This window comes from Paracoccus sp. (in: a-proteobacteria) (assembly GCF_030538495.1).
In the GTDB taxonomy this organism is placed as follows: Bacteria; Pseudomonadota; Alphaproteobacteria; order Rhodobacterales; family Rhodobacteraceae; genus Paracoccus.
On the sequence record NZ_JAUNTW010000007.1, the window covers coordinates 67,785 to 91,256 of the forward strand.

Below are 23,472 nucleotides of genomic sequence, written 5' to 3' on the forward strand. Positions count from 1 at the left end.
GCGGCGGATGGGGTTGCATCACACCTCGACACAGGGCGCGATTTGGCCCATGAATGGGGCCATGAAAAAGACCGACAACCCCGCCGATCCGTTCAAAAAAGCCCTGACCGAGGCGACGCGCGCCCTGGCCGATGATGGCGAACTGAACGTCACGTTCAGCGCCGACCCGTCCGGGGTCGCGGGCGACACCATGCGCCTGCCGCAAATCAGCCGCCGGATGACGCGCGATGAAATCCTGTTGGCGCGCGGCACGGCGGACGCTTTGGCGATGCGGCTGCGCCATCACGACGGCGCGACGCACGCGAAATTTGCGCCCGTTGGTCCCATGGCCCGCGAATTGTATGAGGCCATGGAAACCGCCCGGTGCGAGGCTTTGGGTGCGCGCGATATGCCCGGCGCGCTGTCCAATATCGACGCCAAAATCGGGGCCGAGGCCGACAAAAAAGGCTATGCCCAGATCAAGGCCCCCGCCGACGCGCCGCTGGCGATTGCCGCCGGTTACATCGTGCGTCAGGCCGCGACCGGTCGCGATCTGCCCCGCGGCGCGCAGCATGTCGCGGATTTGTGGCGTCCCTTTGTCGAAGAACAGGCGGGGGCCACGTTAACCAATCTGGACGAGGTGCTGGCCGATCAGGCGGCCTTTGCGCGGCTGTCGCGTCAGGTCATCAGCGATCTGGGCTATGGCGATCAGTTGGGCGATGACCCCGACCAGCCCGAACAGGACGACGCCCAAGACGACGCCGAACAGGACGAGGAAGCCGGCGACAACCAATCCCGCGATCAGGGTGAAGATGAGGACGCCGAGGCCACCCCTCAGCAAAGTCAGGAACAGACTCAGGACGAACGGCAGGCTCAGGTCAGTATGGATGACCAGGCCGAGGATCAGATGGCCGATGACGCGGAAATGCCCGATAATGAGGCTCCGCCCGATCTGCCCCCGCCGGTCAGCGACGCCAACCCCGAATACCGCGTGTTCCGCCAGCAATGGGACGAAGAAATCCGCGCCGAGGATCTGGCCGATCCGCAGGAACTGGAACGCCTGCGCGCCTATCTGGACAAACAGCTGGAACCCCTGCGCGGGGCCGTGTCGCGGCTGGCCAACAAATTGCAACGCCGCTTGCAGGCGCAGCAAAACCGCAGTTGGGAATTCGACAAAGAAGAAGGCGTGCTGGATGCGGGCCGTCTGGCGCGGGTGGTGGCGAATCCGACGACTCCGCTGTCGTTCAAGGTCGAAAAGGACACCGAGTTTCGCGATACCGTCGTGACGCTGCTGATCGACAATTCGGGGTCAATGCGGGGCCGCCCGATCAGCATTGCCGCGATCTGCGCTGATGTTCTGGCCCGCACGCTGGAACGCTGCAATGTCAAGGTCGAGATTTTGGGCTTTACCACCCGCGCGTGGAAAGGCGGGCAATCACGCGAAGCGTGGCTGGCCGCCGGCCGCCCCGCCGCGCCCGGTCGTCTGAACGATCTGCGCCACATCATCTATAAGGGCGCCGATGCGCCGTGGCGGCGCGTGCGCCCCAATCTGGGCCTGATGATGAAAGAGGGGTTGTTAAAGGAAAACATCGACGGCGAGGCTTTGGAATGGGCGCATCGCCGGATGCTGAAACGCAGCGAGGCGCGCAAAATCCTGATGGTGATTTCCGACGGCGCGCCGGTCGATGACAGCACCCTGTCGGTCAACCCCGCGAATTTTCTGGAAAAACATTTGCGCGATGTGATCGCCATGGTCGAAAAGAAACGCGCGGTTGAATTGCTGGCCATCGGGATCGGGCATGACGTGACGCGCTATTACGAACGCGCGGTCACGATCACCGATGCCGAACAACTGGGCGGCGCGATCACCGAACAACTGGCCGCGCTGTTCGACAGCGACCCCCGCAAACGCGCGCGGGTGTTGGGGATGGGGCGGATGATGCGGCGCTGAATTGCGTCATTGCGTCCCGCGCCCGCGGGGTCGCCCGCAGACTGACAGCGCCGGGGGGCCAGCCCCCCGGACCCCCCGGGATATTTAAGCACAGAAGATAACGGCGGTCAGAGCGTTTGCGCGACCGTGTGGTGCAGTTGTGGCATGCCGCCGGGGTGCCAGCCGAGTTGGTGCAGCGCGGTGCAATCGGGGATGCGCAGGGATGTGGCGTCGGCTCGGGCCGGTAGGGGGTGCGGGCTGTTCGTCAGGCGTTGCACGATGGCCAGCAGGTCGCGGTGATCCAGCGTCAGGTCGCTGGCGTTGACGGTTTTCGGTGGTGCGTCGGTGGTCAGCAGGATTTGCATTGCGCGGGTCAGGTCGGTGATGTGCAGTTCTGTGGCGACGCGGGGGGGGATGGGTTTTCCGGCGCGGTAATGGTGGAACAGCCCGCGCCATTTATGCGCTGCGCCGGGGCCATAGATGCCGGTCGCGCGGATCGCGGTGCCGTGCAGGGGCAGGGTGGACAGATGGGATTCGGCTTGTGCCTTGACCCGACCGTAAAGGGTGGTTGGCGCGGGGGGCAGGTCGTCGGGCAGCGAACCGGCTGGGTGGCCGTCATGCACCGCGCGCGATGACAGGAACAGGATGCGCCCCACGCCCGCCTGTGCGGCGTCGTCGAACAGGCGTTTTGTGCCGTCCAGATTGGCGGCGATGAAAGCGACCGGGTTGTCGCCTTCGCCCCCGCGATAGCGTCCGGGGATGTGGTGGAACGCGCAATGGATCAGCGCGTCATGCCCCGTCAGATCCGCAGGCGCGCCCAGATGCCAACCGGTTGCGCGGCCCAGCACCGTCACGTCATGCCCCGCCGTCTGCATCGCGGCATGGGTGAAGCCGCCGATGATCCCGCCCGCGCCGGTCAGGGCAATGCGCATCACGCCGCCGGGCGCGCCTGCGCCGACAGGTCGGGCATGGGCTGGCCGTCTGCGACCGCGCGCCACAGGTCGATCAGCGGGCGCAGCAGATGTGCCTTATCATGGTCCTGCCACGGTTTTTCGTATTGGAAATGCAGGATGCGGATGTCGTCCCAGCTCCAGATTTCGGGCATGTGGATCCAGACATATTGCAGCATATTGTGATGGATCGACAGCCCGTGCCAATCGGGGAAATAGTCCTGAAGGAAGGTCTGATCGGTGCGCCGCCAGAACACTCCGGGCCGGTCCAAGGCTGCCATCATATCGCGGAACTGCGCGTGATCGGGGCGGGCGGTGAAAACGCCGCTGTTCATGCGTAAAAACCCGTCCAGCCCGTCATAGACATTCGGCGCAGCGCAAAATTCGGGCATGTCGAACAGCTTATCCACCGGGCGCAGCACGATCGCGTCGGCGTCAATGAACACGCAGCGGTCGTAATCCAACTGCCACAGGCGCAGTTTCACGAAATTATCCAGCGGCGTGTGGAAATCAGGCTTGCCGCCGCGGGTAAAGGCCGCGCGTTTGTGCAGCGCGTCGCGGGCATGGGTCTGGTCAAAGGCGGATGATGTGGGCAGCAAATCCGCCGCGATCAGCCGCGCGCCGTGCTGGCGCAGCCGCGCCAGATGCGCCGCATTCAGGCCGCGATGCATCACCACCAGATCGGCGCGCGTTCCGGTCAGGCGCAGCGACCGCAAGAGCGCATAGGCCCCCGGCAGGTAATCGGGATTGCTGACCAGCGTGACAAAGGCATGATCGGCGCCGCGCGGCGTTTCGGCAATCAGGCCGTCGGACAGGTGCAGGGGATCGACCCGGCGCGAGGAGGCAAGCGGTAAGAGGGGCGAAAGGTCCATAAAGGCAATCCTGTGGCGGGTCCGTCGCGCAACGCTATGTCGGTCATGTTACGGTATAATGACAGTCGCGGCCCGTTGTGCAAATGATATGCTGTGCCGAAACTGAAAGGATCCGTTATGATGCTGCCCGCGACTTTGACCGACGAACTGACTGCGCTGTTGGGCGCGCGGTTTTCCACCATCCCCGGCGACCGGGCGCAGCATGCGGAATCGGCCAGCTATCACCGTGCGCCTCCGCCTGATGCTGTGGTCTGGCCGCATACGACGGACGAGGTGGCGGCGGTGCTGCGCGCCTGCAACCAGGCGGGCGTGCCGGTGGTGGCGTGGGGGGCGGGAACCTCGCTCGAAGGGCACGCTTTGGCGACGCGGGGCGGTGTGACGGTGGACCTGACCCAGATGAACCGCGTGATTGATCTGCGCGCGGGCGATATGCAGGTCACGGTTCAGCCGGGGATCACGCGCGAATCGTTGAACAGCGATCTGCGCGCGACGGGGCTGTTTTTCCCGGTCGATCCGGGCGCGAATGCGACGATTGGCGGCATGGCGTCCACGCGGGCCAGTGGCACAACGGCGGTGCGATACGGCACGATGCGCGACAATGTGCTGGCCTTGCAGGTGGTTCTGGCGGATGGGCGGGTGATCCGCACCGGATCGCGCGCGGCGAAATCCAGTGCTGGTTACGACCTGACCGGGCTGTTTGTGGGGGCCGAAGGCACGCTGGGCATCATCACCGAACTGACCCTTCGCCTGCATGGCCAGCCCGAGGATGTGGCCGCCGCCGTCTGCCGTTTCGACGATCTGGACCGGGCTGTGGAATGTGTCACGGCGGTGATTCAATGCGGCATCCCGATGGCGCGGATTGAATTTGTCGATGCGGCGACGGCGCGGGCGTTTAACCTGGCCTCGGGGGCGGAGATGCCGGAAACGCCGCATCTGATGGTGGAATTTCACGGCAGCCCCGGCGCGGTGCGCGAAGACGCCGAGGCGTTCGGCGAGATTGCGCGGGATTACGGCGCGGCGGGCTTTGACTGGGCCACCACGGCCGAAGATCGCGCGCGTCTGTGGCGGATGCGGCATGGGGCCTATCACGCGGTATTTTCGCTGCGTCCGGGGGCGCAGGGGATTGTGACCGATGTCTGCGTGCCGATGTCGCATCTGGCGCAGGCGGTCGCGGATGCGGCGGCGGATATTGCGGCGGCGGGGTTGGTTGGCCCCATCGTCGGGCATGTGGGCGACGGCAATTTCCACGCGCTGTTGCTGGTGGACCCGGACAATGCCGACGAACTGGCGGCGGCAAAGCGGGTCGCGCGCGGCATGGCGGAACGGGCGCTGTCGGTCGGCGGCACCTGCACCGGCGAACATGGCATCGGCATGGGCAAACGCGATCTGCTGCGCGCGGAACACGGCCCGGCCTGCGACGTGATGGCCGCGATCAAGGCCGCATTGGACCCGCGCGGCATCCTGAACCCGGATAAGCTGGTGTCGTGATTGGAACCGATGGCGCGGCGCGGCGTTGACCCCGAACAACGTCCGGAGGTCACTATGTCACACAATAACGAACCCGAACGCGCCGCCCCGCGCCATATGCCCGCGATTATCGCGATTGCTGTGGCGTTGCTGGTCGCTGTGCTGGCCTTTGTCGTGTTCCGTCCCGGCGCAGATGAACAAAATGATGGCATCGCAACGACGCCGCCGCCGGCTGGCGTGACCTCGACCGAGGCACCGGTCAGCATCGAAACGCCCGAAGCCGCCGTGACCACCGAACCCACCCCGCCCGCCGCCGGTCAGGCCGCGCCGCCGCCGACAAATTGATGCATATGGTAAAGCCCGGTTCGTCCGGGCTTTTTTGCGTCATCTGACAGGATCGTGACCGCATCATTCGGGTGACTTTGCCCCTGTGCTTTGCCATAAGCGCCCGGAAAGATGCGCGCGGAATCGGGATCAGCGATGAAATATTTTGCCAGGTTGATGTTGGGGCTGATGATGCTGGCCGTTGTGGCGGCCTGTGTGCGTTCGCCGCAGCGTGGCGGCGCGCCCACGCATTACGGCGGCGGCTATCAGACGATGCAAGGCCCCGGCGCCAATCCGCAGCTGGGCGACAGCCGCCCGCATGACTGGCGGCATGGCGCGCCCTATGGTCACGCGGTGCATGGCATCGACGTGTCCCGCTGGCAGGGCGACATCGACTGGAACCGCGTGCGCGGCGCGGGCATCAGCTTTGCCTTTATCAAAGCGACCGAGGGTGGCGATCACACCGACCCCAATTTCCAGCGTTACTGGCGCGAAGCAGGCTATGCCCGCATCCCGCGCGGGGCGTATCATTTTTATTACTTCTGCCGCACGGGGGCCGAACAGGCGGCGTGGTTCATCCGCAACGTCCCGCGCGAGGCCGGTTCCCTGCCCCCCGTTCTGGATCTGGAATGGACCAATTCGCGCAACTGCCCGCGCCGCCCCCCGGCCTACGAAGTGCAACGCGAAGCCCGCGCCTTCATGGACATCGTGACGCGCCATTATGGGCAACGTCCGGTGATCTATACGACCGTTGATTTTTACCGTGAAAACCGTCTGGGCGATCTGAACGCGGAATTCTGGCTGCGCTCGGTCGCGGATCATCCCAGCGCAACCTATCCGGGGCAACGCTGGAGCTTCTGGCAATATACCGGCACGGGGCTGGTGCCGGGGATTACGGGGAATGTGGATTTGAACGCCTTTGTAGGCTCGGCTGCGGATTGGGCGCGATGGTTGCAGATGCGAATGGTGCGCTGATTTCGCGCCGCTGGTTGCAGATTGAGTTTGCGGCGCTTTATTTCGGGGCGCCGCTGATGATTGCGCTGTTTTTGCCGCCGCGCCAGATGTTCAGCGCCTTGGCACTGTTCAGCATGTTCGGCATGGGCCTGCTGTGGTTCACCGGCGGGTTTCAGTTCCGCACCCTGATCCGGGGCTGGCGTCAGATTCCGTGGCGCGAAGTCGCGGGCATTTCCGTGGCGGTCATGCTGTCGGGCATCGTCATTCTGTCGCTGTTTCGCCCCGATGATCTGTTTTTGCTGTTGCGGCTGCGGCCCGAACTGATCCCCTTTATCTGGGCGCTGTATCCGCTGCTGTCGGCGCTGCCGCAGGAACTGATTTTCCGGCCTCTGTTCTTTTACCGCTATGGCGCGATCCTGCCACAGGGGAAAAACGCGCTGATCCTGAACGCCGCCGTGTTTTCATTCGCGCATCTGATGTATTGGTCATGGATCGTCGCGCTGATGACGTTTATCGGCGGGTATATCTTTGCCCGCGCTTATCTGCGTTATGGATTTCCGGCGGTGTGGATTTTGCACGCGGTTGCGGGAAATATCATCTTTCTGGTGGGGCTGGGGGCGTATTTCTATACCGGCAACGTGGTGCGGCCGTTCTGAGCGGTTGACTTCCCCCGCAAGCCGCGCTTTGACCGGGGGCTGAACAACTGGGGACACAACCATCATGCACGCCTATCGCAGCCACACCTGCGGCGATCTGAAAGCCGCCAATGCCGGGGAAACTATCCGTCTGTCGGGCTGGGTTCACCGGGTGCGTGACCACGGCGGCGTGCTGTTCGTGGACCTGCGCGACCATTACGGCATGACGCAGGTTCTGGCCGACAGCGACAGCCCCGCCTTTGCCGCCATGGAGAAACTGCGCGCCGAAACCGTGATCCGCATCGACGGGCGCGTGAAGCTGCGCGATGCGTCACTGGTGAACCCCAAACTGCCCACCGGCGAGATCGAGGTTTACGCCACCGATCTTGAAGTGCTTGGCCCGTCCGATGAATTGCCGCTGCCGGTTTTTGGCGATCAGGATTATCCCGAAGAAACGCGGCTGGCTTACCGGTTCATCGACCTGCGCCGCGACAGCCTGCACAACAACATCATGCTGCGGTCGCAGGTGATCCGCAGCATCCGCAACCGCATGTGGGATCAGGGCTTTACCGAATTTCAAACCCCGATCATCACCGCGTCATCGCCCGAAGGCGCGCGCGATTTTCTGGTGCCGTCGCGCCTGCATCCGGGCAAATTCTACGCCCTGCCGCAGGCTCCGCAGCAGTTCAAGCAATTGATCATGGTCGCGGGTTTCGACAAATATTTCCAGATCGCCCCCTGTTTCCGCGACGAAGACCCGCGCGCCGACCGTTCCCCCACCGATTTCTATCAGTTGGACATGGAAATGTCGTTCGTGGATCAGGAAGACGTGTTCAACACGGTTCAGCCGGTGATTCAGGGGCTGTTTCAGGAATTCGGCGGCGGGCGCCGGGTCGATGCCGAATGGCCGCGCATCCCCTATGCCGATGCGATGCTGAAATATGGCAGCGACAAACCCGATCTGCGTAACCCCATTGAAATGCAGGTTGTTTCCGACCATTTCCGCGGTTCGGGCTTTGCCATTTTCGCGAAATTGCTGGAACAGGACGGGACCGAGGTGCGCGCCATTCCCGCCCCCACCGGCGGGTCGCGCAAATTCGCGGACCGCATGAACGCCTATGCCCAATCGCAGGGGCTGCCGGGGATGGGGTATATTTTCTGGCGCGCCGGTGAAAACGGGACCGAGGCCGCTGGCCCGATCGCCAAAGCCCTTGGGCCTGACGCGACCGAGGCAATCCGCGTGCAGCTGGGCCTGAGCGAAGGCGACGCGGCGTTCTTCCTTGGCGGCAAGCCCGACCAGTTCGAGGCCGTGGCCGGTCGCGCCCGCAACGAAATTGGCCGCGAATTGGGGCTGATCGACGAAAACCAGTTCAAATTCGCGTGGATCGTCGATTTCCCGATGTATGAAAAAACCGATGACGGCAAAATCGACTTTAGCCACAACCCGTTCAGTATGCCGCAGGGCGGGCTGGACGCGCTGAACGGCGATCCGCTGGCGGTCAAGGGCTATCAATACGATCTGGCGTGCAACGGCTACGAACTGATTTCCGGCGCGATCCGCAACCACAAACCCGAAATTATGTTCAAGGCGTTCGAACTGGCCGGCTATCCCGCCTCCGAGGTGGAAAAACGCTTTGGCGGCATGGTCAAGGCGTTCCGTTACGGCGCCCCTCCGCACGGTGGTTGCGCCGCCGGGATCGACCGCATCGTGATGCTGCTGGCCGACGAAGTGAACATCCGCGAAGTCATCATGTTCCCGATGAACCAACGCGCCGAAGACCTGATGATGGGCGCGCCATCGGAACCGCTGAACGAACAACTGCGCGAATTGCGCCTGCGGGTGCTGCCGAAGGAATAATGGAAACGGGGCGGGGTGATCCCGCCCTTTTTTGTTTTGGGGGGCGGTCGGGTGATGGGGTCACCGACATCCGCGATGAGCGGTCGCGCCATGTTCCGCCCAGAACAGTTGCAGCTGAAAAAAGCAGGGGAAATGATATGGTTAGAATGGCCTGCGCCGTGCTGGCGCTAATCTCTGCGTCGCTCGTCGCCGCAGCCGAATCGCTCGATAAACCTCTGTCCGAATGGACGAGTGCGGAAATCTTCCAACGTAGACAAGCGTTGGAGCGCGAAGTGATGGAGCCCGGCGTCGACCGTGACGCTATGCGCGACGAATACCAGCGGCTCGCCGACGAAATTATTGCGCGCAGAAGATCTTTGGATCGACGTCCGTCCACAACCGCCCCGCTTGATAATGCAGCGCCAACCGGCGTTGACGATGGATCGCAGGGATTCGCGTTTTCCTCTCGTCAGTTCGGCGAAACTGCGGTGCATATCATTGAAAACGGGGTGCCCTGCCGTGATATGCTCACGCAAGTCCGCGCGATTGATATGGGCGGGTCGTCCCCAGTTGTCCAAATTGCTTTGACCAGCGGGGCGATCTATCTCGCCGGGGCGGCCAGTGCCGCTAAACTGGACAATACCAACATTCAGGAGCTTATGCCCGCTTTCATCGCGTTTTGCGAAGCGGACGACAGCCGCGACGTAAACGACTTCGTGGATAGTCTGCCCAACACTACCATTAACTGCGCCGAAGGCTGATAATGGACGCTTTTACACCGCCGCCCGCGCCGGGTGATGTTTCTGGACCTTGGGTTCGGCTGGAACGGTTAACGCCTGCGCGCCATGCCGCCGATCTGTGGGATGCGGTGCGGGGGCATGATGATCTGTGGACCTATATGGGCATGGGGCCGTTTGCGGACCGTGCCGGGTTCGATGCGTGGTTAACGCAGGCGGCGGCAGGGGATGATCCCTGTTTTTATGCCCTATGCGACGCGGATACCGGCGCGGCGGCAGGCGTTGCGTCATTTTTGCGCATCGACCGCAGCCATGGCGTGATTGAAATCGGCACCATCCTGTTATCCCCCGCTTTGCAGGGTCGCCGAGCAGGCAGCGCCGCGTTGATGGCGATGATCCGGTGGGCCTTTGACGCGGGCTATCGCCGGGTGGAATGGAAATGCAACGCGCTGAACGCCGCATCCCGGCGCGCGGCGCTGCGGTTTGGGTTCACCTTTGAAGGCATATTCCGCCAGCATATGATCGTCAAAGGCCAAAACCGCGACACCGCATGGTTTGCCATCATCGACGCCGATTGGCCGCGCATCCGCGCAGCCTATGACGCATGGCTGGCCCCCGGCAATTTCGACCCAGAGGGGCGACAAAAACGCCGCCTGTCGGATCTGACCGCGCCTTAACCCTGACGCACGGCGGCAAGGCGTTCGTGAACCATGCCGCTGATCCGCGCCAGATCAGCGGCCAAGGCATGACCCGCGCGATGCCCATCGGCCAAGGCGGTCGCCGCCTGTTCCAGTGCCGGATCATGTGCCGACCGCGCCACGCCCGCCAGAAACCGCGCGATGTAATCAATCTCTGTCGTGTCTTGCGCCTGCGCCAGCACATCGGCCACATGGATCAAATCCGCGCGCAGACCGGCGGTGTCGGGCTGGATCACATCCGTGGGCAGCAGCCGCAGCATCGCGGGCGTCTGATCGGCGGGCAGCGCCGACAGGATCATCTGTTGAAAGACGGCCAAACTCTCGACCGGTTTTTCCAGAAAACCATCGGCCCCGGCCTCGATCGCCCATTGCCGCGCGTCAGGATCGCCCGACATGCCCAGAACCACCGGCACGCGCGGGCTGGACATGGTGATCTGTTGGATCAGTTCCGCGCCGTTGCCATCGGGCAGGCCCAGATCGACGATGACCACGGCGGGGCGATACCCGCCCAGATGCCGCCGCGCCGATTGCAGACAGTCGGCCCGCCGGATGCGCGCGCCGGATCGCAGGCATAACAGGCGCACCGCCTCGCTCGCGAAGCGCGAATCTTCGACGACCAACACGGTTAACCCGGTCAGGGGGCGGTCGGGGATGTTCATCTGCCACAGGGGCAGGGCGGGGGTCGGGGCAACTTCTGTCAGCATGGTGATTCCCTTTGGGTTCCTGCGCCCAATAAAGCGCCGATTCCCTAAGATGCGGTTAACAGCGCCGCTTTTCTTGCCCCTCTGCGACAAAAGCCCTAAATAACGACAAACCCGGAGGATGCTATGATCGGACGCCTGAACCATGTCGCCATTGCCGTGCCTGATTTGCAGGCCGCAGCCGCGCAATACCGCAATACGTTGGGCGCCAATGTCGGCCAGCCGCAGGATGAACCCGATCACGGCGTGACGGTGGTGTTCATCGAATTGCCGAACACGAAAATCGAATTGCTGTATCCCTTGGGCGACAACAGCCCGATTCAGGGGTTTTTGGACAAAAACCCATCCGGCGGGATTCACCATATCTGTTACGAGGTGGACGACATCATCGCCGCCCGCGACCATCTGCAATCCCAAGGCGCGCGCGTTCTGGGAACCGGAGAACCGAAAATCGGCGCGCATGGCAAACCGGTTTTGTTCCTGCACCCCAAAGACTTTAACGGCTGCCTGATCGAGTTGGAGCAGGTCTGATGAATCTGACCGGCGGAGTCGTTTTATTTGCGGTGTTGTGGTTTCTGACGCTGTTCGTGGTGATTCCCATCGGGCAGCGCAGTCAGGCCGATGCGGGGCAGATTGTCCCCGGCACCCATGCCGGTGCGCCTGCGGGCGTGAACTGGCGGCGTAAGCTGTGGTTTACCACGATCTTCACCGCCGTTGTCTGGGGGATCATCGCCTGGGTGATTTTTTCAGGCGTGGTGACGCGGGACATGATCAGCAATCTGGATCATCTGGTCCGGTAATCGGGCAGCATGTGAAACAGATGCGTGAATGACGCCGCCGCCAGCAGCGGGATCACGATATTCACCACCGGCACGGTCAGGCCAAACGCGATCATCACCCCCGCCATGGTCACGGGGACGGCGTGGCGTCGGCGCAGATCGGTGGCTTGCGATTCGTCCATATGGCGGCGGGCGATCATGTGGAAAAATTCGCGCCCCAGCAGCCAACCATTTGCGCCGTAAAACAAAATCGGGGTTAGCGGCCCCAGAAACGGCGTCAGAATCAGCGACAGCGCCGCGACCAGCAGCACCGCGCCCATCACCGGCAGGCTGGACAGAAACCCGTCCAGCAGGTCCAGCGATTGGCCTTGGTTCGCGGGGTAATGCGTGCCTTCGACCTGATCCGCGACGTTATCGGCAAAAATCCCGGCAAAGCCCGCCGCCACCGGCGCCATGAGGAAAATGCTTAACACCGGGAACAGCGCCAGCGATCCCCATGACAGGATCGTGCCAAAGTCCAACATGCCGATGACCGGCAGGCTCAGGCCCCCCGGCACCAACAGGCGCAGCGCGGAAAACAGCGCGATCTGCAACGCGGCGAACAGGGCCAGCGTCAGGCCAACCCCGATCAGCGCCAGCCGCAGCGCGGCGGGGCGCAGCACATCGCCCCATCCCCGCATCAGAGCCAGAACCGAGATCATGCGCGCCAGTCCGTCTTGGCCGCGATGTCAGGGCGCGGGCGTTCGGGCGGCGTGTCGCCGCGCGTGCCAATATGGATCAACCCGGCCAGTTGTTCACGCGGGTTAAGTCCCAGATAATCTTGCGCAAATCCCGGCGTGGTCGCAACGCCGGTCAGCCATGCCGCGCCCCAGCCCGATGCAAGCGCGGCGTTGACCAGCGACACACAGACCGCGCCTGTGGACAGGAATTGTTCCCATTCCGGCACCTTGGGGCTGTCCACCGGCGAAAACACCACGGCCACGATCAGCGGCGAATCGTAATGCGAGGCCGCTTTATCCGCGCCCGCCACGTCTTGGCCGTTCGCCAAAGCCTGTTCCCGAACCCGAACCGCCAGATCGGCCCGCGCCTGTGGACCCAGCACGATGAACCGCCACGGCTCTAACTTGCCATGATCGGGGACGCGCGCGGCCAGCGTTAACAATTGCGCCAATTCGTCGCGGTCGGGCGCAGGGGCGCGCAGCGTTTTCGGCGGATGCGACCGGCGCGTCGCCAGAAAGTGCAGAGTCTCGGTCATCGTTTTCTCCTTATCCCGGTTAGATAGGGTGCCATGCGCGCGATGCAAAGGCTTGCCCCGATGCGCGGGGCAGGGCAATCAGGGCGCATGTGTGATCTGACCCATCTGGCGCAGCCCGGCGCGAAAATCGACATACGCGTGACGCCCAAGGCGCGGCGTAACCTGTTGAAACAGGACGGCGATATTTTGCGCGCCTATGTCACCGCCCCGCCCGAAGATGGCCGCGCCAATGACGCCGTGATCCGTCTGCTGGCCGATGCCTTGGGCGTTGCGAAATCCCGCCTGACGCTGATTCGCGGCGCCACATCGCGGGAAAAGCTGTTTCAACTGGACTGAGCGCCGGGCTGAATCCGATAATTCCCTTCGGGCAGGTTCAGCGCCGCGCGTAATTCGGTTAACTGGTGCATGGTTAACACAATGCGGATCACGTCGTCATGTTCATCGGTCTGTTCGATGACGATGTGGTCGTCGAATGCCAGAATCACAACGTCTTCGTTCAGGGGGCGGGTGTTCGGCGCGGCTTCGTCGATCAGAGTGATGACGGTGGCGTCGAATTCGTGTTCGATGGTAAACATAGGGCCTCGTGCGGTTTCGGCGACAATCGCGTGAAGTCGCCGCCATAGCAAGGCCGTGGGGTTTGCGCAGCGCGGGCGCACGGGGTAAAGTGCCGCATTATCACAGCGGGGCGGCCTCATGAACATTTTGCGCGTTAATGTTATTCCGGGGGCGATGCTGGCCGGGGTTCTGGCGGTCGCCGCCTGTGCGCCCATGCCCGCCGATATGCCGCCGCCCACGGTGACGCCCGCGCCGGTTCCGGTCGCGCTGCCCGCGCCCTCGGCCCCCCATGCCGGCACGCCCGAAGCCGCGGCCCGCACCTTTGTTCAGGTCATGCGCCGGATGGAGCCCGCCGTTCAGCGTGAATGCATCAACCGCCGCACCGCGCCGATTCGCTGCGACTTTGCCTATGTCGTCGATGACCGGCCGGGGTTGGAACCGAACGCGTTTCAGACCGTGGACCGCGCCGGGCGTCCGGTCGTGGGCTTTACCCTGTCGCTGATCGCGCAGACGCGCAGCGCGGATGAAATCGCGTTCGTGGTGGGCCACGAATCGGCGCATCATATTCTGAACCATCTGGACCGCAAAACCGGGGCGGCGACGGCGGCGGCGGTCGTGCTGGGCAGCATCGCATCGGTTTACGGCAGCAATGCCGCGTCGGTCGCGCGCGCGCAGGAAATCGGTGCCGCCGTCGGGTCGCGTTACTATTCCCGCGATTGGGAGTTAGAGGCCGATTATCTGGGCGCCATCATCGCGCTGAATGCGGGTTATGACCCCGTGAACGGGTCGCGTTTGTTCGAACGCATCCCTGATCCGGGCAACCATATTTTGGGAACCCACCCGTCGCGCGCGCAGCGTCTGGATCAGGTGCGCCGCGCTGTTGCCGATGTGCAACGCGGCAATGTGCGCTGATCTGTCGCATGGACAGCGCCTGTTGGCCGCTGTCCGCGCCCCTCTGGCAAAGGTAATATTTTTTCACGGCGGTTAAATTAACTGTGGCGAAGCGGCGTAAACCTGTCTAAATGGATAAGTGCAGTCATTTTTAATGTGTGAACATTTAGCGGTTTAAGAGGAAGTTTTTATGATCGGCGTCGTTGTCTGGAGTAGCTCAGCCACCGAAAAAGCTGTGATCTGGTGCGAAGACCAAGGCGCGCTTGCCTGTCTGTTGGGGCAGGAAAATACTGTCGATATGGCGCAATGGCCGCAGCCGGGGGATCTGGTCGAACTGGACAGCGTCATGGATGGCAACCTGCGTCACGCGCGCAATGTCACGATGATTTCCGAACATGCCTGCCCTAAGCTGCCGGAATTGCTGGCCAATTCGACGCAGCAGCATCCGCATCTGCATCTGGTGTCATCGCGCCCTGCGCCGGCGCAAAACGCGCAGACCGACCTGCCGGATATTTCCGCAAAGCTGCGCGCCTGCGCCTGTTTTTGATCGGTGGGGGCGTTACGCCCCCGACCCGCGCGACAGCGCCGCAACGCCGGTGCGCGCGGATTCCACCAACCCCAAAGGCCGCATCAGATCCGCAAAGGCATCCAGCTTCGACGGCCCGCCCACCAGTTCAAACACAAAACTGTCCAGCGTCGAATCCACCACATTCGCGCGGAAAATTTCGGCGATGCGCAGGGCCTCGACCCGTTTGTCGCCGGTGCCGCGCACCTTGAACAGCGCCAATTCGCGTTCCACTGACGGCCCTTCGACGGTCAGGTCATGCACATCATGCACGGGAACAATGCGTTTCAGCTGGGTTTTGATCTGGTCGATGACGGCGGGGGTGCCGCTGGTGACAACGGTGATGCGCGACCGGTGGCCGGTGTGGTCCACCTCGGCCACGGTCAGGCTGTCGATGTTGTAACCGCGCCCGGAAAACAGGCCGATCACGCGCGCCAGCACGCCCGGTTCGTTTTCCACCAGCACGGCAAGGGTGTGGCTTTCCTCGAACTGAGCGTTCGGGTCGCGCAGGTCATAGGCGGAATGGCTGGACGCGCCGCGTTGAATGTTCAGGGTGTTCATATCTGCCTCAGGAATATCAGGGGCGCGCGGGGTCGCCCCCGCGCCGCATATCAAACCAGAACCGCGCCGTCGGATTGGATGACGCCTTGAGTTTCGGCCTCGCCCAGCAGCATTTCGTTATGCGGCTTGCCCGACGGGATCATGGGGAAACAGTTTTCGTGCTTTTCCACCAGCACATCCAAAATGAACGGCCCGTCATAGTCGATCATCTGCTGGATCGCGGCATCCAGATCGGCGGGGTCACGCACCTGCGCGCCCGCGCAACCAAACGCCTCGGCCAGCTTGACGAAGTCGGGCAGGCTTTCGGACCAGGACTGGCTATAGCGTTCGCCATGCAGTAATTGCTGCCATTGGCGCACCATGCCCAGCCGTTCGTTGTTCAGGATGAACTGCTTCACCGGCGCGCGGAACTGCACCGCGGTTCCCATTTCCTGCATATTCATCAACCAGCTGGCATCGCCCGCCACGTTGATCACCAAGGCGTCGGGATGCGCCATCTGCACGCCGATGCTGGCGGGCAGGCCATAGCCCATCGTCCCCAGCCCCCCCGAGGTCATCCAGCGATTCGGCTGATCGAAATGCAGGAATTGCGCGGCCCACATCTGATGCTGGCCGACCTCGGTCGTGATATAGCGGTCGTGATTGGCGGTCAGCGCCTGCAACCGTTCCAGTGCGAATTGCGGCTTAATCACCGTGTCGCTGTTGCGATAGAACAGGCAGTTTTTGCCCTTCCATTCGTCGATCTGCGCCCACCATTGCGTCAGAGCGGGGCTGTTCACCTTGCGACCGCGGGCCTTCCAGACCTTTAACAGATCCTCCAGCACATGGCCGACATCGCCGATAATCGGCAGGTCAACGCGGATGACTTTGTTCAGGCTGGACGGGTCGATGTCGATATGCGCCTTGACCGAGTTAGGGCTGAAATCGGCCACGCGCCCGGTGATGCGGTCGTCAAAGCGCGCGCCGATATTGATCAGCAGGTCGCAGCCATGCATGGCCAGATTGGCTTCATACAGCCCGTGCATCCCCAGCATCCCCAGCCAGTTTTTGCCCGAAGCCGGATAGGCCCCCAGCCCCATCAGCGTAGATGTGACCGGAAAGCCCGTCGCATCCGCCAATTCGCGCAGCAACTGGCTGGCGCCGGGGCCGGAATTGATCACGCCGCCGCCGGTATAGAATACGGGCCGTTCGGCGCGCTCCATCAGTTCCACCAACCGGGTGATCGCGGCCAGATCGCCCTTTTTCGTGGGCTGATATTTCGGCGTTTCGATCTGGCGCGGGCCGACATAGGTGTCTTCGGCGAATTGCACATCCTTGGGGATGTCGATCAGAACCGGGCCGGGACGGCCGGTAGTCGCGACATAGAACGCCTTGTGAATGGTTTCGGCCAGCTTGCCCGGATCCTTGACCAGCCAGTTATGTTTCGTGCAGGGGCGGGTGATGCCGACGGTGTCCGCCTCTTGGAAGCCATCGGTGCCGATCATGAATGTGGGAACCTGCCCCGACAGCACCACCAGCGGGATCGAATCCAGCAGCGCGTCGGTCAGGCCGGTGACCGCATTCGTCGCACCTGGGCCGGATGTGACCAGCACAACCCCCGGCTTGCCGGTGGCGCGCGCATAGCCTTCGGCCATGTGAACCGCGCCCTGTTCATGGCGCACCAGCACATGCGTAATGTCGTTTTGCTGGAAAATTTCGTCGTAAATGGGTAGCACCGCCCCGCCCGGATAGCCGAATACCGTGTCAACGCCCTGATCCCGCAAGGCTTCGACCACCATTCTTGCACCCGTCATTGTTCGGGACATCGCGTTACTCCATCAAACAGAATCCCCCTGCGGCGCATAATGCAGCCGCAGCATCGCCGCAAACTAGGGTGTGGGCGTAGTCGGGTCAATGCAGAAATCTGGATAAAATGATAAAAATTGGTCAAAAATTGTAATTATATTTCGTCAAAATCCCCCCGAGGCAGCGCAATCCGCGCCACCTGTTCCACAATCGGATCGACCGACAGCGGATGCGCTTCGCCGCTGTGGGTGGCGGGGTCGCCGATATTCTGCCACACGCCGCCTTTATAAACCTCAAGCGCGGAAAAACGCGCTTTATAGTCCATCTTGCGGCTGCCCGGCACCCAATAGCCCAGATACACAAAGGGCAATCCCGAATGGCGCGCCATGTCCAGATGGTCCAGAATGACAAAGGTTCCCATGCTGGCCCCGCGCAAATCGGGGTCATAGAAGCTGTAAACCAGACTTAGCCCGTCATCCAGAACATCGGTCAGGCAGACGCCGATCAGCTGATCCTGCGCGTCGCGATATTCGATGACGCGGGTTTTGATCGGGCTTTCTTCGATCATCGCGGCGAATTCGAAAATATCCATATCCGCCATGCCGCCATCGGCGTGGCGATGATCCAGATAGCGGCGGAACAGGGCAAACTGTTCCTCGGTCGCCCAGGCGGTTGTGACCAGCCGCTGCACGCCCGCATTGCGGCGCATCAGTTTCGCCTGCGTGCGCGACGGCGTGAAATCCGCCACCCGGATGCGCGCCGACATGCAGGCCACGCAGCTTTCGCAACTGGGCCGATACAGGACATTCTGTGACCGCCGAAACCCCTGCCGCGACAGGGTGTTGTTCAGGGAAACCGCGTTATCCCCCTGCAACGCGGTGAATAATTTGCGTTCGGCCCGCCCATGCAGATACGGGCAGGGCTGGGGGGCAGTTACATAAAACTGCGGCGCATGGGTCAGGGTGTGGCGCATCAGCCGGTGGTCCTGTTCGTCACGGTGCAAGCGGTAATGGGTCTGAGCGCAAGACATCTTTGGGCGATAATAGAATGACCCTAGCAATAATTTTGCATCGCGCCAAGACGTTGCCGCAATTCGGGTTAACGTCGCGCGTTGACCGTCGCGGCGGGTTGGATAAGGTGAGGCATGACCTTTGCCGACCGCATCACCCGCCTGCCCATTGCCGTGGACGCCGAACGCGCCGCCGACACCGCCGCATTGTTCCCAAATCTGCCGGGGCGGATCGTGGATTTGATCGCGGGCGCGGCAGGCAGCAGTCCGTATTTGGCGGAGCTGACCCGCAAGGAATCCGACTGGCTGCGCGACTGGCCCGATGATGCCGGGCTGGTGGCGCGCGAAACCGATGGTTTTGACGGGCTGGGCGCCGATGATCTGGCGGTCGCGCTGCGCCGTGCCAAACGCCGGGTGGCGTTGCTGGCGGCGCTTGCCGATCTGGGCGGGGTCTGGACGTTGGAACAGGTGACCGGCGCGCTGTCCGATCTGGCCGATCGCGCGGTTGATCTGGCGCTGCGCGCCCATATCGCGGCGGAACAGCGGCGCGGCAAACTGCCCGCCACCGATGCCGATGCGGGCGGGATTTTCGCCATTGCCATGGGCAAAGGCGGCGCGGGTGAGCTGAATTACAGCAGCGATATTGACCTGATCGTGCTGTTTGACGAAACCGCTTATGCCGATGAAGACCTGCATGACGCGCGCGCGGCGCTGATCCGGGCGACGCGCAAAATGGCCGCGACGCTGTCGGATGTGACCGAACACGGCTATGTCTTTCGCACCGATCTGCGGCTGCGCCCCGATGCCTCGGTGACGCCGGTGTGCATTTCCGCCGCCGCCGCCCTGACCTATTACGAGGCCGAGGGCCGCACCTGGGAACGCGCCGCCTTTATCAAGGCGCGGTCGGCGGCGGGCAATATCGCGGCGGGCGAACGGTTTTTGCGCGAATTGCGGCCCTTTGTCTGGCGCAAGCATCTGGATTTTGCCGCCATTCAGGACGCCCACGACATGCGCCTGCGCATCCGTGATCACAAAGGTCTGGGTGGCCGGATCGAGATTCCGGGCCATAATATGAAACTGGGCCGGGGCGGGATCCGGGAAATCGAATTTTTTACCCAGACCCGGCAGTTGATCGCGGGCGGGCGCGAACCCGCGCTGCGCTGTCGTGATACGGTCGGGGGGCTGGCCGCTTTGGCCGCGACGGGCTGGGTGCCGCCAGAGGTGGCGCAGGAACTGACCGATCATTACCGCGAACATCGCGATATAGAACACCGGATTCAGATGGTGCATGACGCGCAAACCCACAGCCTGCCCAAAGACGCCGACGGCCTGCGCGTCATCGCCGCGCTGATGGGCGAGGCTGACCCCGACGCATGGGCTGACCGGCTGAAGTCGCGGCTGGCGCGGATTCACGACCTGACCGAAAACTTTTTCGCGCCCGGAGAGGTCGCCGAACGCCCCGACCTTTCGGACGAATCGCAGGCGATCATTGACGGCTGGCAGCAGTATCCGGCGCTGCGGTCCGAACGCGCGCGCCAGATTTTCCGCCGCGTGGAACCCGAATTGCTGACCCGTATGGCGCGCGCGGGCCACCCGGCCGAGGCTCTGGCCCGTTTTGACAGCTTTCTGTCGCGCCTGCCCGCCGGGGTGCAGATTTTTTCGCTGTTTGATTCTAATCCGCAACTGATTGATCTGATTGTGGATATTTGCGGAACCGCGCCCGCGCTTGCGGGCTATCTGGCGCGGCATCCGGCGGTGTTGGACGCGGTTCTGGGGGGCAGTTTCTTTTCCCCTTGGCCCGGTGCGGCGGGGTTGCGGGACGAACTGACCCGCATCGCGCAATCGGCGCTGACCGCGCCGGGTGGGGGCTATGAACGCGCCTTGGACGCGGCGCGACGTTGGGCGCATGAATGGCATTTCCGCATCGGCGTGCATCACCTGCGCGGCCTGACCGACGCGGACGAGGCCGCGGGCCAATATGCTGATCTGGCCGATGCCTGCGTTGCGGCGCTGTTCCCGGTAACGGTCGATGATTTCAGCCGCCGCCATGGCCCGCCGCCCGGGCGCGGCGCGGTTGTGCTGGGCATGGGCAGTTTGGGCGCGCGCAACCTGAATGCCGGGTCGGATCTGGACCTGATCGTGATTTACGACGCAGACGGCGCGGAATCGTCCGACGGACCGCGCCCGCTGGCCACGCGGCCGTATTACGCGCGTCTGACGCAGGCGATGATCACCGCGCTGTCGGCCCCCACGGCCGAAGGCCGCCTGTACGAAGTGGACATGCGCCTGCGCCCCTCGGGTCGTCAGGGGCCGGTCGCCACATCCGTGCAAAGTTTCACCGATTACCAACTGTCCGAGGCGTGGACATGGGAACATCTGGCCCTGACCCGCGCGCGGGTTGTGGCGCAGACGGGCGATGACGCGCTGCCGCATCAGGTCGAATCGCTGCGCCTGCGCGTGTTGCAGGAACGCGGCGGTCTGGATCGGGTGATGCCCGATCTGGCGGATATGCGCGCGCGGCTGTTTGCAGCGAAATCGGCGGGCGGGGCGTTTGACGCCAAATCCGGGCCGGGTCGGTTGCAGGATATTGATTTGTTGGCGCAATCCTGTGCGCTGCGTGCGGGCGATCCGGCGCGGGGGACGCTGGCGCAGTTGCGGGCGGGCCGTCGCGCGGGGCTGCTTGGCGCGCAGCAGGCGGATGAGCTGGCATCCATCTGGCGGCGTCAGTGGCGGCTGCATATGACGGGGCGGCTGTTGACGGATCGCGTGCTGGATATGGATGTGATCGGGCGCGGCGGCCAAGACATGCTGTGGCGCGAAACCGGGGTCAGTGACGCCGAGACGCTGGCCGCACGGCTGGCCGATGACGTGGCATCGGCCAGTCAGATCATCGCACAGCATCTGCCCGACTAACCCGCGATGCGGACGGGTTCGTTCGCGGCGGCGGGTGCGGCCACCGGGCGCGCGCTGTGATCCGGCGTCAGATGGGGCCGGTCGCCGCCAATCTGCCCCATCAGCGGCACCCGAACCGTGCCGGGCAGGGTGGGCGTTTCCGGCGCAGGCTCGGCGGCTTCGTTAAAGATACCATGCGTGGTTTTGTCCCAGTAGAACGGCTTGGTGACGACTTCGTAAATCGCCTTCCACCCGGCCAGACAGCCCAGCGGGAAATACAGATGCAGCGTCGGCACCCATGGCATCAGATGGCGATGTTTCGCCCCCCGCACGGCATAAAGCCCGACAATGATGGACAAAACTTCGGTCGCAACGAACAGCAGGAACAGCGCCGTCACCGCCGTTCCACCCAAAGCCGTTTCCAGTGGCGCGCGCAGCGGATGCGGCAGACCGGCGGCCAGCAGCCAAAAGCTCCACAACACCGGGGCCAGCAGATATTGCGACAGCGCGCCAAAGAATTGCACCTGAAAGCCCCAAAACCGCCACGCGCCCAGATCGCGCCACAGCGCCACCGGGTCGCGCATATGCACGCCCCAGGTCATCGCGTAACCTTTCAGCCAGCGTGACCGTTGCTTGACCCAAGGCAGAGCGCGGCAATTCGCCTCTTCGTCGGTGGTCGTGTCCAAGAGTTCCGTTCGCCAGCCGCGACGGGCCAGACGCACGCCCAGATCGGCGTCTTCGGTCACGTTATGGGCGTCCCATGCGCCGATCTGTTCCAGAATGTCGCGCCGGAAAAACAGCGTCGTTCCGCCCAGCGGCACGATCAGCCCCATGCGCGCGACGCCCGGCAGCAGCACCCGAAACCACGTCGCGTATTCCACGGTAAAGCAGCGCGCGAGCCAGTTCGTGCGCGGGTTGTAATAATCAAGCGCGCCTTGCAGACAGGCCACGTCATCGGCGGCGTGGTGGAACCCGCGCGCGACGCGGTGCAGCTGGTCGGGATCGGGGCGATCCTCGGCGTCCCAAATGCCAACGATCTGCCCGCGGCAAAAATTGAGGGCATAGTTCAACGCGCGCGGTTTCGTCTTGATCGGCCCATCCGGCACCTGCACGACGCGAATCCAATGGGGCAGGGTGGCCCCGTCCAATGCGGTGCGGGTGATGTCGTCGCTGGCCTCGATCACCAGCAGGATGTCGGTTAATTCGCGCGGATAATCCAGCCGAGCCAGACGCGCGACCAGTTTCCCGGCCACGTCGCTTTCCTTAAACAGCGGCACCATGACCGAAATCATCGGCAGCATCCCGTCCAGTTCCGGCGCGGTTGTGCGGCCATCGGCCAGTCGCGCGTCCTGATTGGCCTGTTCGCGCCGCATCCGCCGCGTGGTCAGAAACGCCGCCAGCTTCAGCGCGCTTTGCGTTATCAGGGTTAACGCCGCCCACAGCGCCAGCCCGCCCAGCATCAAGGCCGGGGCAAAGACTGCCCCCACAGCCACCAGAATCAGCGCGATCACGGCAATCTGGCTGAGCCGCGCCTGATTCACGGTGCGGCAGCTTTCGGCGTCTGGCACGCGCGATTCGGCGTTACGAATCAGGCGGATGCGGCGGGTGTTCAGAACGGCCTCTTGCAGCGGAACTTCGTTGCACAGCAGCATCCGGGTTTGGCCGTAAACCTGTTCCAGATGGTCGGCGTGGCGGGCGTATTCATCGGGGCGGGCGGTCGCAATCCACGTCACATCCCCGATTCGCCGCCATGGCAGCAAGCCGTTCGACAGGCAGTATTCGGCCCCCACGGCATCAATCAGGCGCGGATCGGGGGGCGTGTCGCAGGGATCAATCGCCGTGGTGCGCCATTGCCGCGACAGCGCGTGCAGCAGAGCCTGCGGCGTAACCCATTTATGCGCCAGCAGAATTTCGCCCAGACGCACATTTTCGCGCCGGCGCATGACCAAAGCCTTAAGCAAGTTGGCTTCGGAAATCGCGCCGTCGTCCAGCAGGATTTGCCCCAAGGGCTGCTGGCGTCGTTGCCCCAGATCGACCCGCGCGGCGGGCGGGGCGGGGGGCATATGTGGGCGAAGTGTCTTAATCTGGGCCATCGG

General features: G+C 63.3%; 24 protein-coding genes. 14 read left to right on the forward strand and 10 right to left on the reverse strand.

What is annotated here, in order from left to right; translation table 11 throughout:
- The first annotated feature begins 61 nt into the window (after positions 1-61).
- Positions 62-1,930 carry a cobaltochelatase subunit CobT gene (gene cobT / locus Q4G20_RS08340; protein ID WP_303342971.1) on the forward strand — a complete coding sequence of 623 codons (1,869 nt, stop codon included), beginning with the start codon at positions 62-64 and terminating at the stop codon, positions 1,928-1,930.
- Positions 1,931-2,037: 107 nt separating this feature from the next.
- Here the strand turns inward: cobT and Q4G20_RS08345 are convergent, their stop codons facing one another.
- Both Q4G20_RS08345 and Q4G20_RS08350 read right to left on the reverse strand, forming a co-directional pair.
- Positions 2,038-2,841 carry an NAD(P)-dependent oxidoreductase gene (locus Q4G20_RS08345; protein ID WP_303343094.1) on the reverse strand — a complete coding sequence of 268 codons (804 nt, stop codon included), beginning with the start codon at positions 2,839-2,841 and terminating at the stop codon, positions 2,038-2,040.
- Positions 2,841-3,731, reverse strand: a complete 891-nt coding sequence (locus Q4G20_RS08350) for a glycosyltransferase (RefSeq protein ID WP_303342972.1) — start codon at positions 3,729-3,731, stop codon at positions 2,841-2,843. Before Q4G20_RS08350 ends, Q4G20_RS08345 begins: the two co-directional genes overlap by 1 nt.
- Before the next feature lie 117 nt (positions 3,732-3,848).
- Here Q4G20_RS08350 and Q4G20_RS08355 point away from each other — a divergent pair, with 117 nt between their 5' ends.
- The 7 genes from Q4G20_RS08355 (at position 3,849) to Q4G20_RS08385 (ending at position 10,362) form a co-directional block, all read left to right on the forward strand.
- The gene (locus Q4G20_RS08355; RefSeq protein ID WP_303342973.1) at positions 3,849-5,219 is read left to right on the forward strand and encodes an FAD-binding oxidoreductase; all 1,371 of its coding nucleotides are present in this window, start codon (positions 3,849-3,851) and stop codon (positions 5,217-5,219) included.
- A 54-nt stretch (positions 5,220-5,273) separates the two neighbouring features.
- A complete protein-coding gene (locus Q4G20_RS08360; RefSeq protein WP_303342974.1) occupies positions 5,274-5,543 on the forward strand; it encodes a hypothetical protein in 270 nt (89 codons plus the stop codon).
- A 135-nt stretch (positions 5,544-5,678) separates the two neighbouring features.
- Positions 5,679-6,497 carry a GH25 family lysozyme gene (locus Q4G20_RS08365; protein ID WP_303342975.1) on the forward strand — a complete coding sequence of 273 codons (819 nt, stop codon included), beginning with the start codon at positions 5,679-5,681 and terminating at the stop codon, positions 6,495-6,497.
- On the forward strand, positions 6,470-7,132 hold the full coding sequence (locus Q4G20_RS08370) for a CPBP family glutamic-type intramembrane protease (protein WP_303342976.1): 663 nt from the start codon (positions 6,470-6,472) through the stop codon (positions 7,130-7,132). Before Q4G20_RS08365 ends, Q4G20_RS08370 begins: the two co-directional genes overlap by 28 nt.
- A 64-nt stretch (positions 7,133-7,196) precedes the next feature.
- Positions 7,197-8,969: an aspartate--tRNA ligase gene (gene aspS, locus Q4G20_RS08375; protein WP_303342977.1), complete on the forward strand. Its 1,773-nt coding sequence runs from the start codon at positions 7,197-7,199 to the stop codon at positions 8,967-8,969.
- A 146-nt stretch (positions 8,970-9,115) separates the two neighbouring features.
- Positions 9,116-9,709 carry a hypothetical protein gene (locus tag Q4G20_RS08380; RefSeq protein WP_303342978.1) on the forward strand — a complete coding sequence of 198 codons (594 nt, stop codon included), beginning with the start codon at positions 9,116-9,118 and terminating at the stop codon, positions 9,707-9,709.
- Positions 9,710-9,711: 2 nt separating this feature from the next.
- Positions 9,712-10,362, forward strand: coding sequence for a GNAT family N-acetyltransferase (locus tag Q4G20_RS08385; RefSeq protein ID WP_303342979.1), 651 nt, complete (start codon positions 9,712-9,714; stop codon positions 10,360-10,362).
- Here the strand turns inward: Q4G20_RS08385 and Q4G20_RS08390 are convergent.
- Positions 10,359-11,087, reverse strand: coding sequence for a response regulator (locus Q4G20_RS08390; RefSeq protein ID WP_303342980.1), 729 nt, complete (start codon positions 11,085-11,087; stop codon positions 10,359-10,361). The genes Q4G20_RS08385 and Q4G20_RS08390 overlap by 4 nt on opposite strands.
- 123 nt (positions 11,088-11,210) lie before the next feature.
- On the opposite strand from Q4G20_RS08390, the gene mce reads away from it, so the two are divergent.
- Together mce and Q4G20_RS08400 are read left to right on the forward strand one after the other, a co-directional pair.
- Positions 11,211-11,615 carry a methylmalonyl-CoA epimerase gene (gene mce, locus Q4G20_RS08395; RefSeq protein ID WP_303342981.1) on the forward strand — a complete coding sequence of 135 codons (405 nt, stop codon included), beginning with the start codon at positions 11,211-11,213 and terminating at the stop codon, positions 11,613-11,615.
- The gene (locus tag Q4G20_RS08400) at positions 11,615-11,884 is read left to right on the forward strand and encodes a DUF1467 family protein (RefSeq protein ID WP_303342982.1); all 270 of its coding nucleotides are present in this window, start codon (positions 11,615-11,617) and stop codon (positions 11,882-11,884) included. The genes mce and Q4G20_RS08400 overlap by 1 nt, the downstream gene beginning before the upstream one ends.
- Here the strand turns inward: Q4G20_RS08400 and Q4G20_RS08405 are convergent.
- Entirely contained in the window at positions 11,869-12,564 is a 696-nt protein-coding gene (locus Q4G20_RS08405; protein WP_303342983.1) for an EI24 domain-containing protein, read from the reverse strand. The genes Q4G20_RS08400 and Q4G20_RS08405 overlap by 16 nt on opposite strands.
- The gene (locus Q4G20_RS08410) at positions 12,561-13,118 is read right to left on the reverse strand and encodes a nitroreductase (protein WP_303342984.1); all 558 of its coding nucleotides are present in this window, start codon (positions 13,116-13,118) and stop codon (positions 12,561-12,563) included. The genes Q4G20_RS08405 and Q4G20_RS08410 overlap by 4 nt, the downstream gene beginning before the upstream one ends.
- A gap of 87 nt (positions 13,119-13,205) precedes the next feature.
- On the opposite strand from Q4G20_RS08410, the gene Q4G20_RS08415 reads away from it, so the two are divergent.
- Complete coding sequence (locus Q4G20_RS08415) at positions 13,206-13,454, forward strand: DUF167 domain-containing protein (protein WP_303342985.1); 249 nt, start codon at positions 13,206-13,208, stop codon at positions 13,452-13,454.
- Here the strand turns inward: Q4G20_RS08415 and Q4G20_RS08420 are convergent.
- Positions 13,442-13,693, reverse strand: a complete 252-nt coding sequence (locus Q4G20_RS08420) for a hypothetical protein (protein ID WP_303342986.1) — start codon at positions 13,691-13,693, stop codon at positions 13,442-13,444. The two genes, Q4G20_RS08415 and Q4G20_RS08420, sit on opposite strands and share 13 nt — an antisense overlap.
- A gap of 118 nt (positions 13,694-13,811) precedes the next feature.
- Between Q4G20_RS08420 and Q4G20_RS08425 the strand changes: the two genes are divergently transcribed.
- Both Q4G20_RS08425 and Q4G20_RS08430 read left to right on the forward strand, forming a co-directional pair.
- Complete coding sequence (locus Q4G20_RS08425; RefSeq protein WP_303342987.1) at positions 13,812-14,585, forward strand: M48 family metalloprotease; 774 nt, start codon at positions 13,812-13,814, stop codon at positions 14,583-14,585.
- A gap of 169 nt (positions 14,586-14,754) precedes the next feature.
- A complete protein-coding gene (locus Q4G20_RS08430) occupies positions 14,755-15,111 on the forward strand; it encodes a hypothetical protein (protein WP_303342988.1) in 357 nt (118 codons plus the stop codon).
- A 12-nt stretch (positions 15,112-15,123) separates the two neighbouring features.
- Here the strand turns inward: Q4G20_RS08430 and ilvN are convergent, their stop codons facing one another.
- The 3 genes from ilvN to Q4G20_RS08445 all read right to left on the reverse strand — a co-directional run bounded on the left by ilvN (position 15,124) and on the right by Q4G20_RS08445 (position 18,448).
- Positions 15,124-15,690: an acetolactate synthase small subunit gene (gene ilvN / locus Q4G20_RS08435; RefSeq protein WP_303342989.1), complete on the reverse strand. Its 567-nt coding sequence runs from the start codon at positions 15,688-15,690 to the stop codon at positions 15,124-15,126.
- 50 nt (positions 15,691-15,740) lie between these two features.
- Positions 15,741-17,495, reverse strand: a complete 1,755-nt coding sequence (locus Q4G20_RS08440) for an acetolactate synthase 3 large subunit (protein ID WP_303342990.1) — start codon at positions 17,493-17,495, stop codon at positions 15,741-15,743.
- A gap of 134 nt (positions 17,496-17,629) precedes the next feature.
- The gene (locus tag Q4G20_RS08445; RefSeq protein ID WP_303342991.1) at positions 17,630-18,448 is read right to left on the reverse strand and encodes an arginyltransferase; all 819 of its coding nucleotides are present in this window, start codon (positions 18,446-18,448) and stop codon (positions 17,630-17,632) included.
- A gap of 171 nt (positions 18,449-18,619) precedes the next feature.
- Between Q4G20_RS08445 and Q4G20_RS08450 the strand changes: the two genes are divergently transcribed.
- Complete coding sequence (locus Q4G20_RS08450) at positions 18,620-21,397, forward strand: glutamine-synthetase adenylyltransferase (RefSeq protein ID WP_303342992.1); 2,778 nt, start codon at positions 18,620-18,622, stop codon at positions 21,395-21,397.
- On the opposite strand, the gene Q4G20_RS08455 is transcribed toward Q4G20_RS08450, so the two are convergent.
- A complete protein-coding gene (locus Q4G20_RS08455) occupies positions 21,394-23,469 on the reverse strand; it encodes a glycosyltransferase (RefSeq protein ID WP_303342993.1) in 2,076 nt (691 codons plus the stop codon). The two genes, Q4G20_RS08450 and Q4G20_RS08455, sit on opposite strands and share 4 nt — an antisense overlap.
- Positions 23,470-23,472 lie beyond the last annotated feature (3 nt).

Coding starts and splice junctions, on each gene's coding strand:
- cobT (WP_303342971.1), top strand. CDS start 62: ATGAAAAAGACCGACAACCCCGCCGATCCGTTCAAAAAAGCCCTGACC.
- Q4G20_RS08345 (WP_303343094.1), bottom strand. CDS start 2,841: ATGCGCATTGCCCTGACCGGCGCGGGCGGGATCATCGGCGGCTTCACC.
- Q4G20_RS08350 (WP_303342972.1), bottom strand. CDS start 3,731: ATGGACCTTTCGCCCCTCTTACCGCTTGCCTCCTCGCGCCGGGTCGAT.
- Q4G20_RS08355 (WP_303342973.1), top strand. CDS start 3,849: ATGATGCTGCCCGCGACTTTGACCGACGAACTGACTGCGCTGTTGGGC.
- Q4G20_RS08360 (WP_303342974.1), top strand. CDS start 5,274: ATGTCACACAATAACGAACCCGAACGCGCCGCCCCGCGCCATATGCCC.
- Q4G20_RS08365 (WP_303342975.1), top strand. CDS start 5,679: ATGAAATATTTTGCCAGGTTGATGTTGGGGCTGATGATGCTGGCCGTT.
- Q4G20_RS08370 (WP_303342976.1), top strand. CDS start 6,470: ATGGTTGCAGATGCGAATGGTGCGCTGATTTCGCGCCGCTGGTTGCAG.
- aspS (WP_303342977.1), top strand. CDS start 7,197: ATGCACGCCTATCGCAGCCACACCTGCGGCGATCTGAAAGCCGCCAAT.
- Q4G20_RS08380 (WP_303342978.1), top strand. CDS start 9,116: ATGGCCTGCGCCGTGCTGGCGCTAATCTCTGCGTCGCTCGTCGCCGCA.
- Q4G20_RS08385 (WP_303342979.1), top strand. CDS start 9,712: ATGGACGCTTTTACACCGCCGCCCGCGCCGGGTGATGTTTCTGGACCT.
- Q4G20_RS08390 (WP_303342980.1), bottom strand. CDS start 11,087: ATGCTGACAGAAGTTGCCCCGACCCCCGCCCTGCCCCTGTGGCAGATG.
- mce (WP_303342981.1), top strand. CDS start 11,211: ATGATCGGACGCCTGAACCATGTCGCCATTGCCGTGCCTGATTTGCAG.
- Q4G20_RS08400 (WP_303342982.1), top strand. CDS start 11,615: ATGAATCTGACCGGCGGAGTCGTTTTATTTGCGGTGTTGTGGTTTCTG.
- Q4G20_RS08405 (WP_303342983.1), bottom strand. CDS start 12,564: ATGATCTCGGTTCTGGCTCTGATGCGGGGATGGGGCGATGTGCTGCGC.
- Q4G20_RS08410 (WP_303342984.1), bottom strand. CDS start 13,118: ATGACCGAGACTCTGCACTTTCTGGCGACGCGCCGGTCGCATCCGCCG.
- Q4G20_RS08415 (WP_303342985.1), top strand. CDS start 13,206: ATGTGTGATCTGACCCATCTGGCGCAGCCCGGCGCGAAAATCGACATA.
- Q4G20_RS08420 (WP_303342986.1), bottom strand. CDS start 13,693: ATGTTTACCATCGAACACGAATTCGACGCCACCGTCATCACTCTGATC.
- Q4G20_RS08425 (WP_303342987.1), top strand. CDS start 13,812: ATGAACATTTTGCGCGTTAATGTTATTCCGGGGGCGATGCTGGCCGGG.
- Q4G20_RS08430 (WP_303342988.1), top strand. CDS start 14,755: ATGATCGGCGTCGTTGTCTGGAGTAGCTCAGCCACCGAAAAAGCTGTG.
- ilvN (WP_303342989.1), bottom strand. CDS start 15,690: ATGAACACCCTGAACATTCAACGCGGCGCGTCCAGCCATTCCGCCTAT.
- Q4G20_RS08440 (WP_303342990.1), bottom strand. CDS start 17,495: ATGTCCCGAACAATGACGGGTGCAAGAATGGTGGTCGAAGCCTTGCGG.
- Q4G20_RS08445 (WP_303342991.1), bottom strand. CDS start 18,448: ATGCGCCACACCCTGACCCATGCGCCGCAGTTTTATGTAACTGCCCCC.
- Q4G20_RS08450 (WP_303342992.1), top strand. CDS start 18,620: ATGACCTTTGCCGACCGCATCACCCGCCTGCCCATTGCCGTGGACGCC.
- Q4G20_RS08455 (WP_303342993.1), bottom strand. CDS start 23,469: ATGGCCCAGATTAAGACACTTCGCCCACATATGCCCCCCGCCCCGCCC.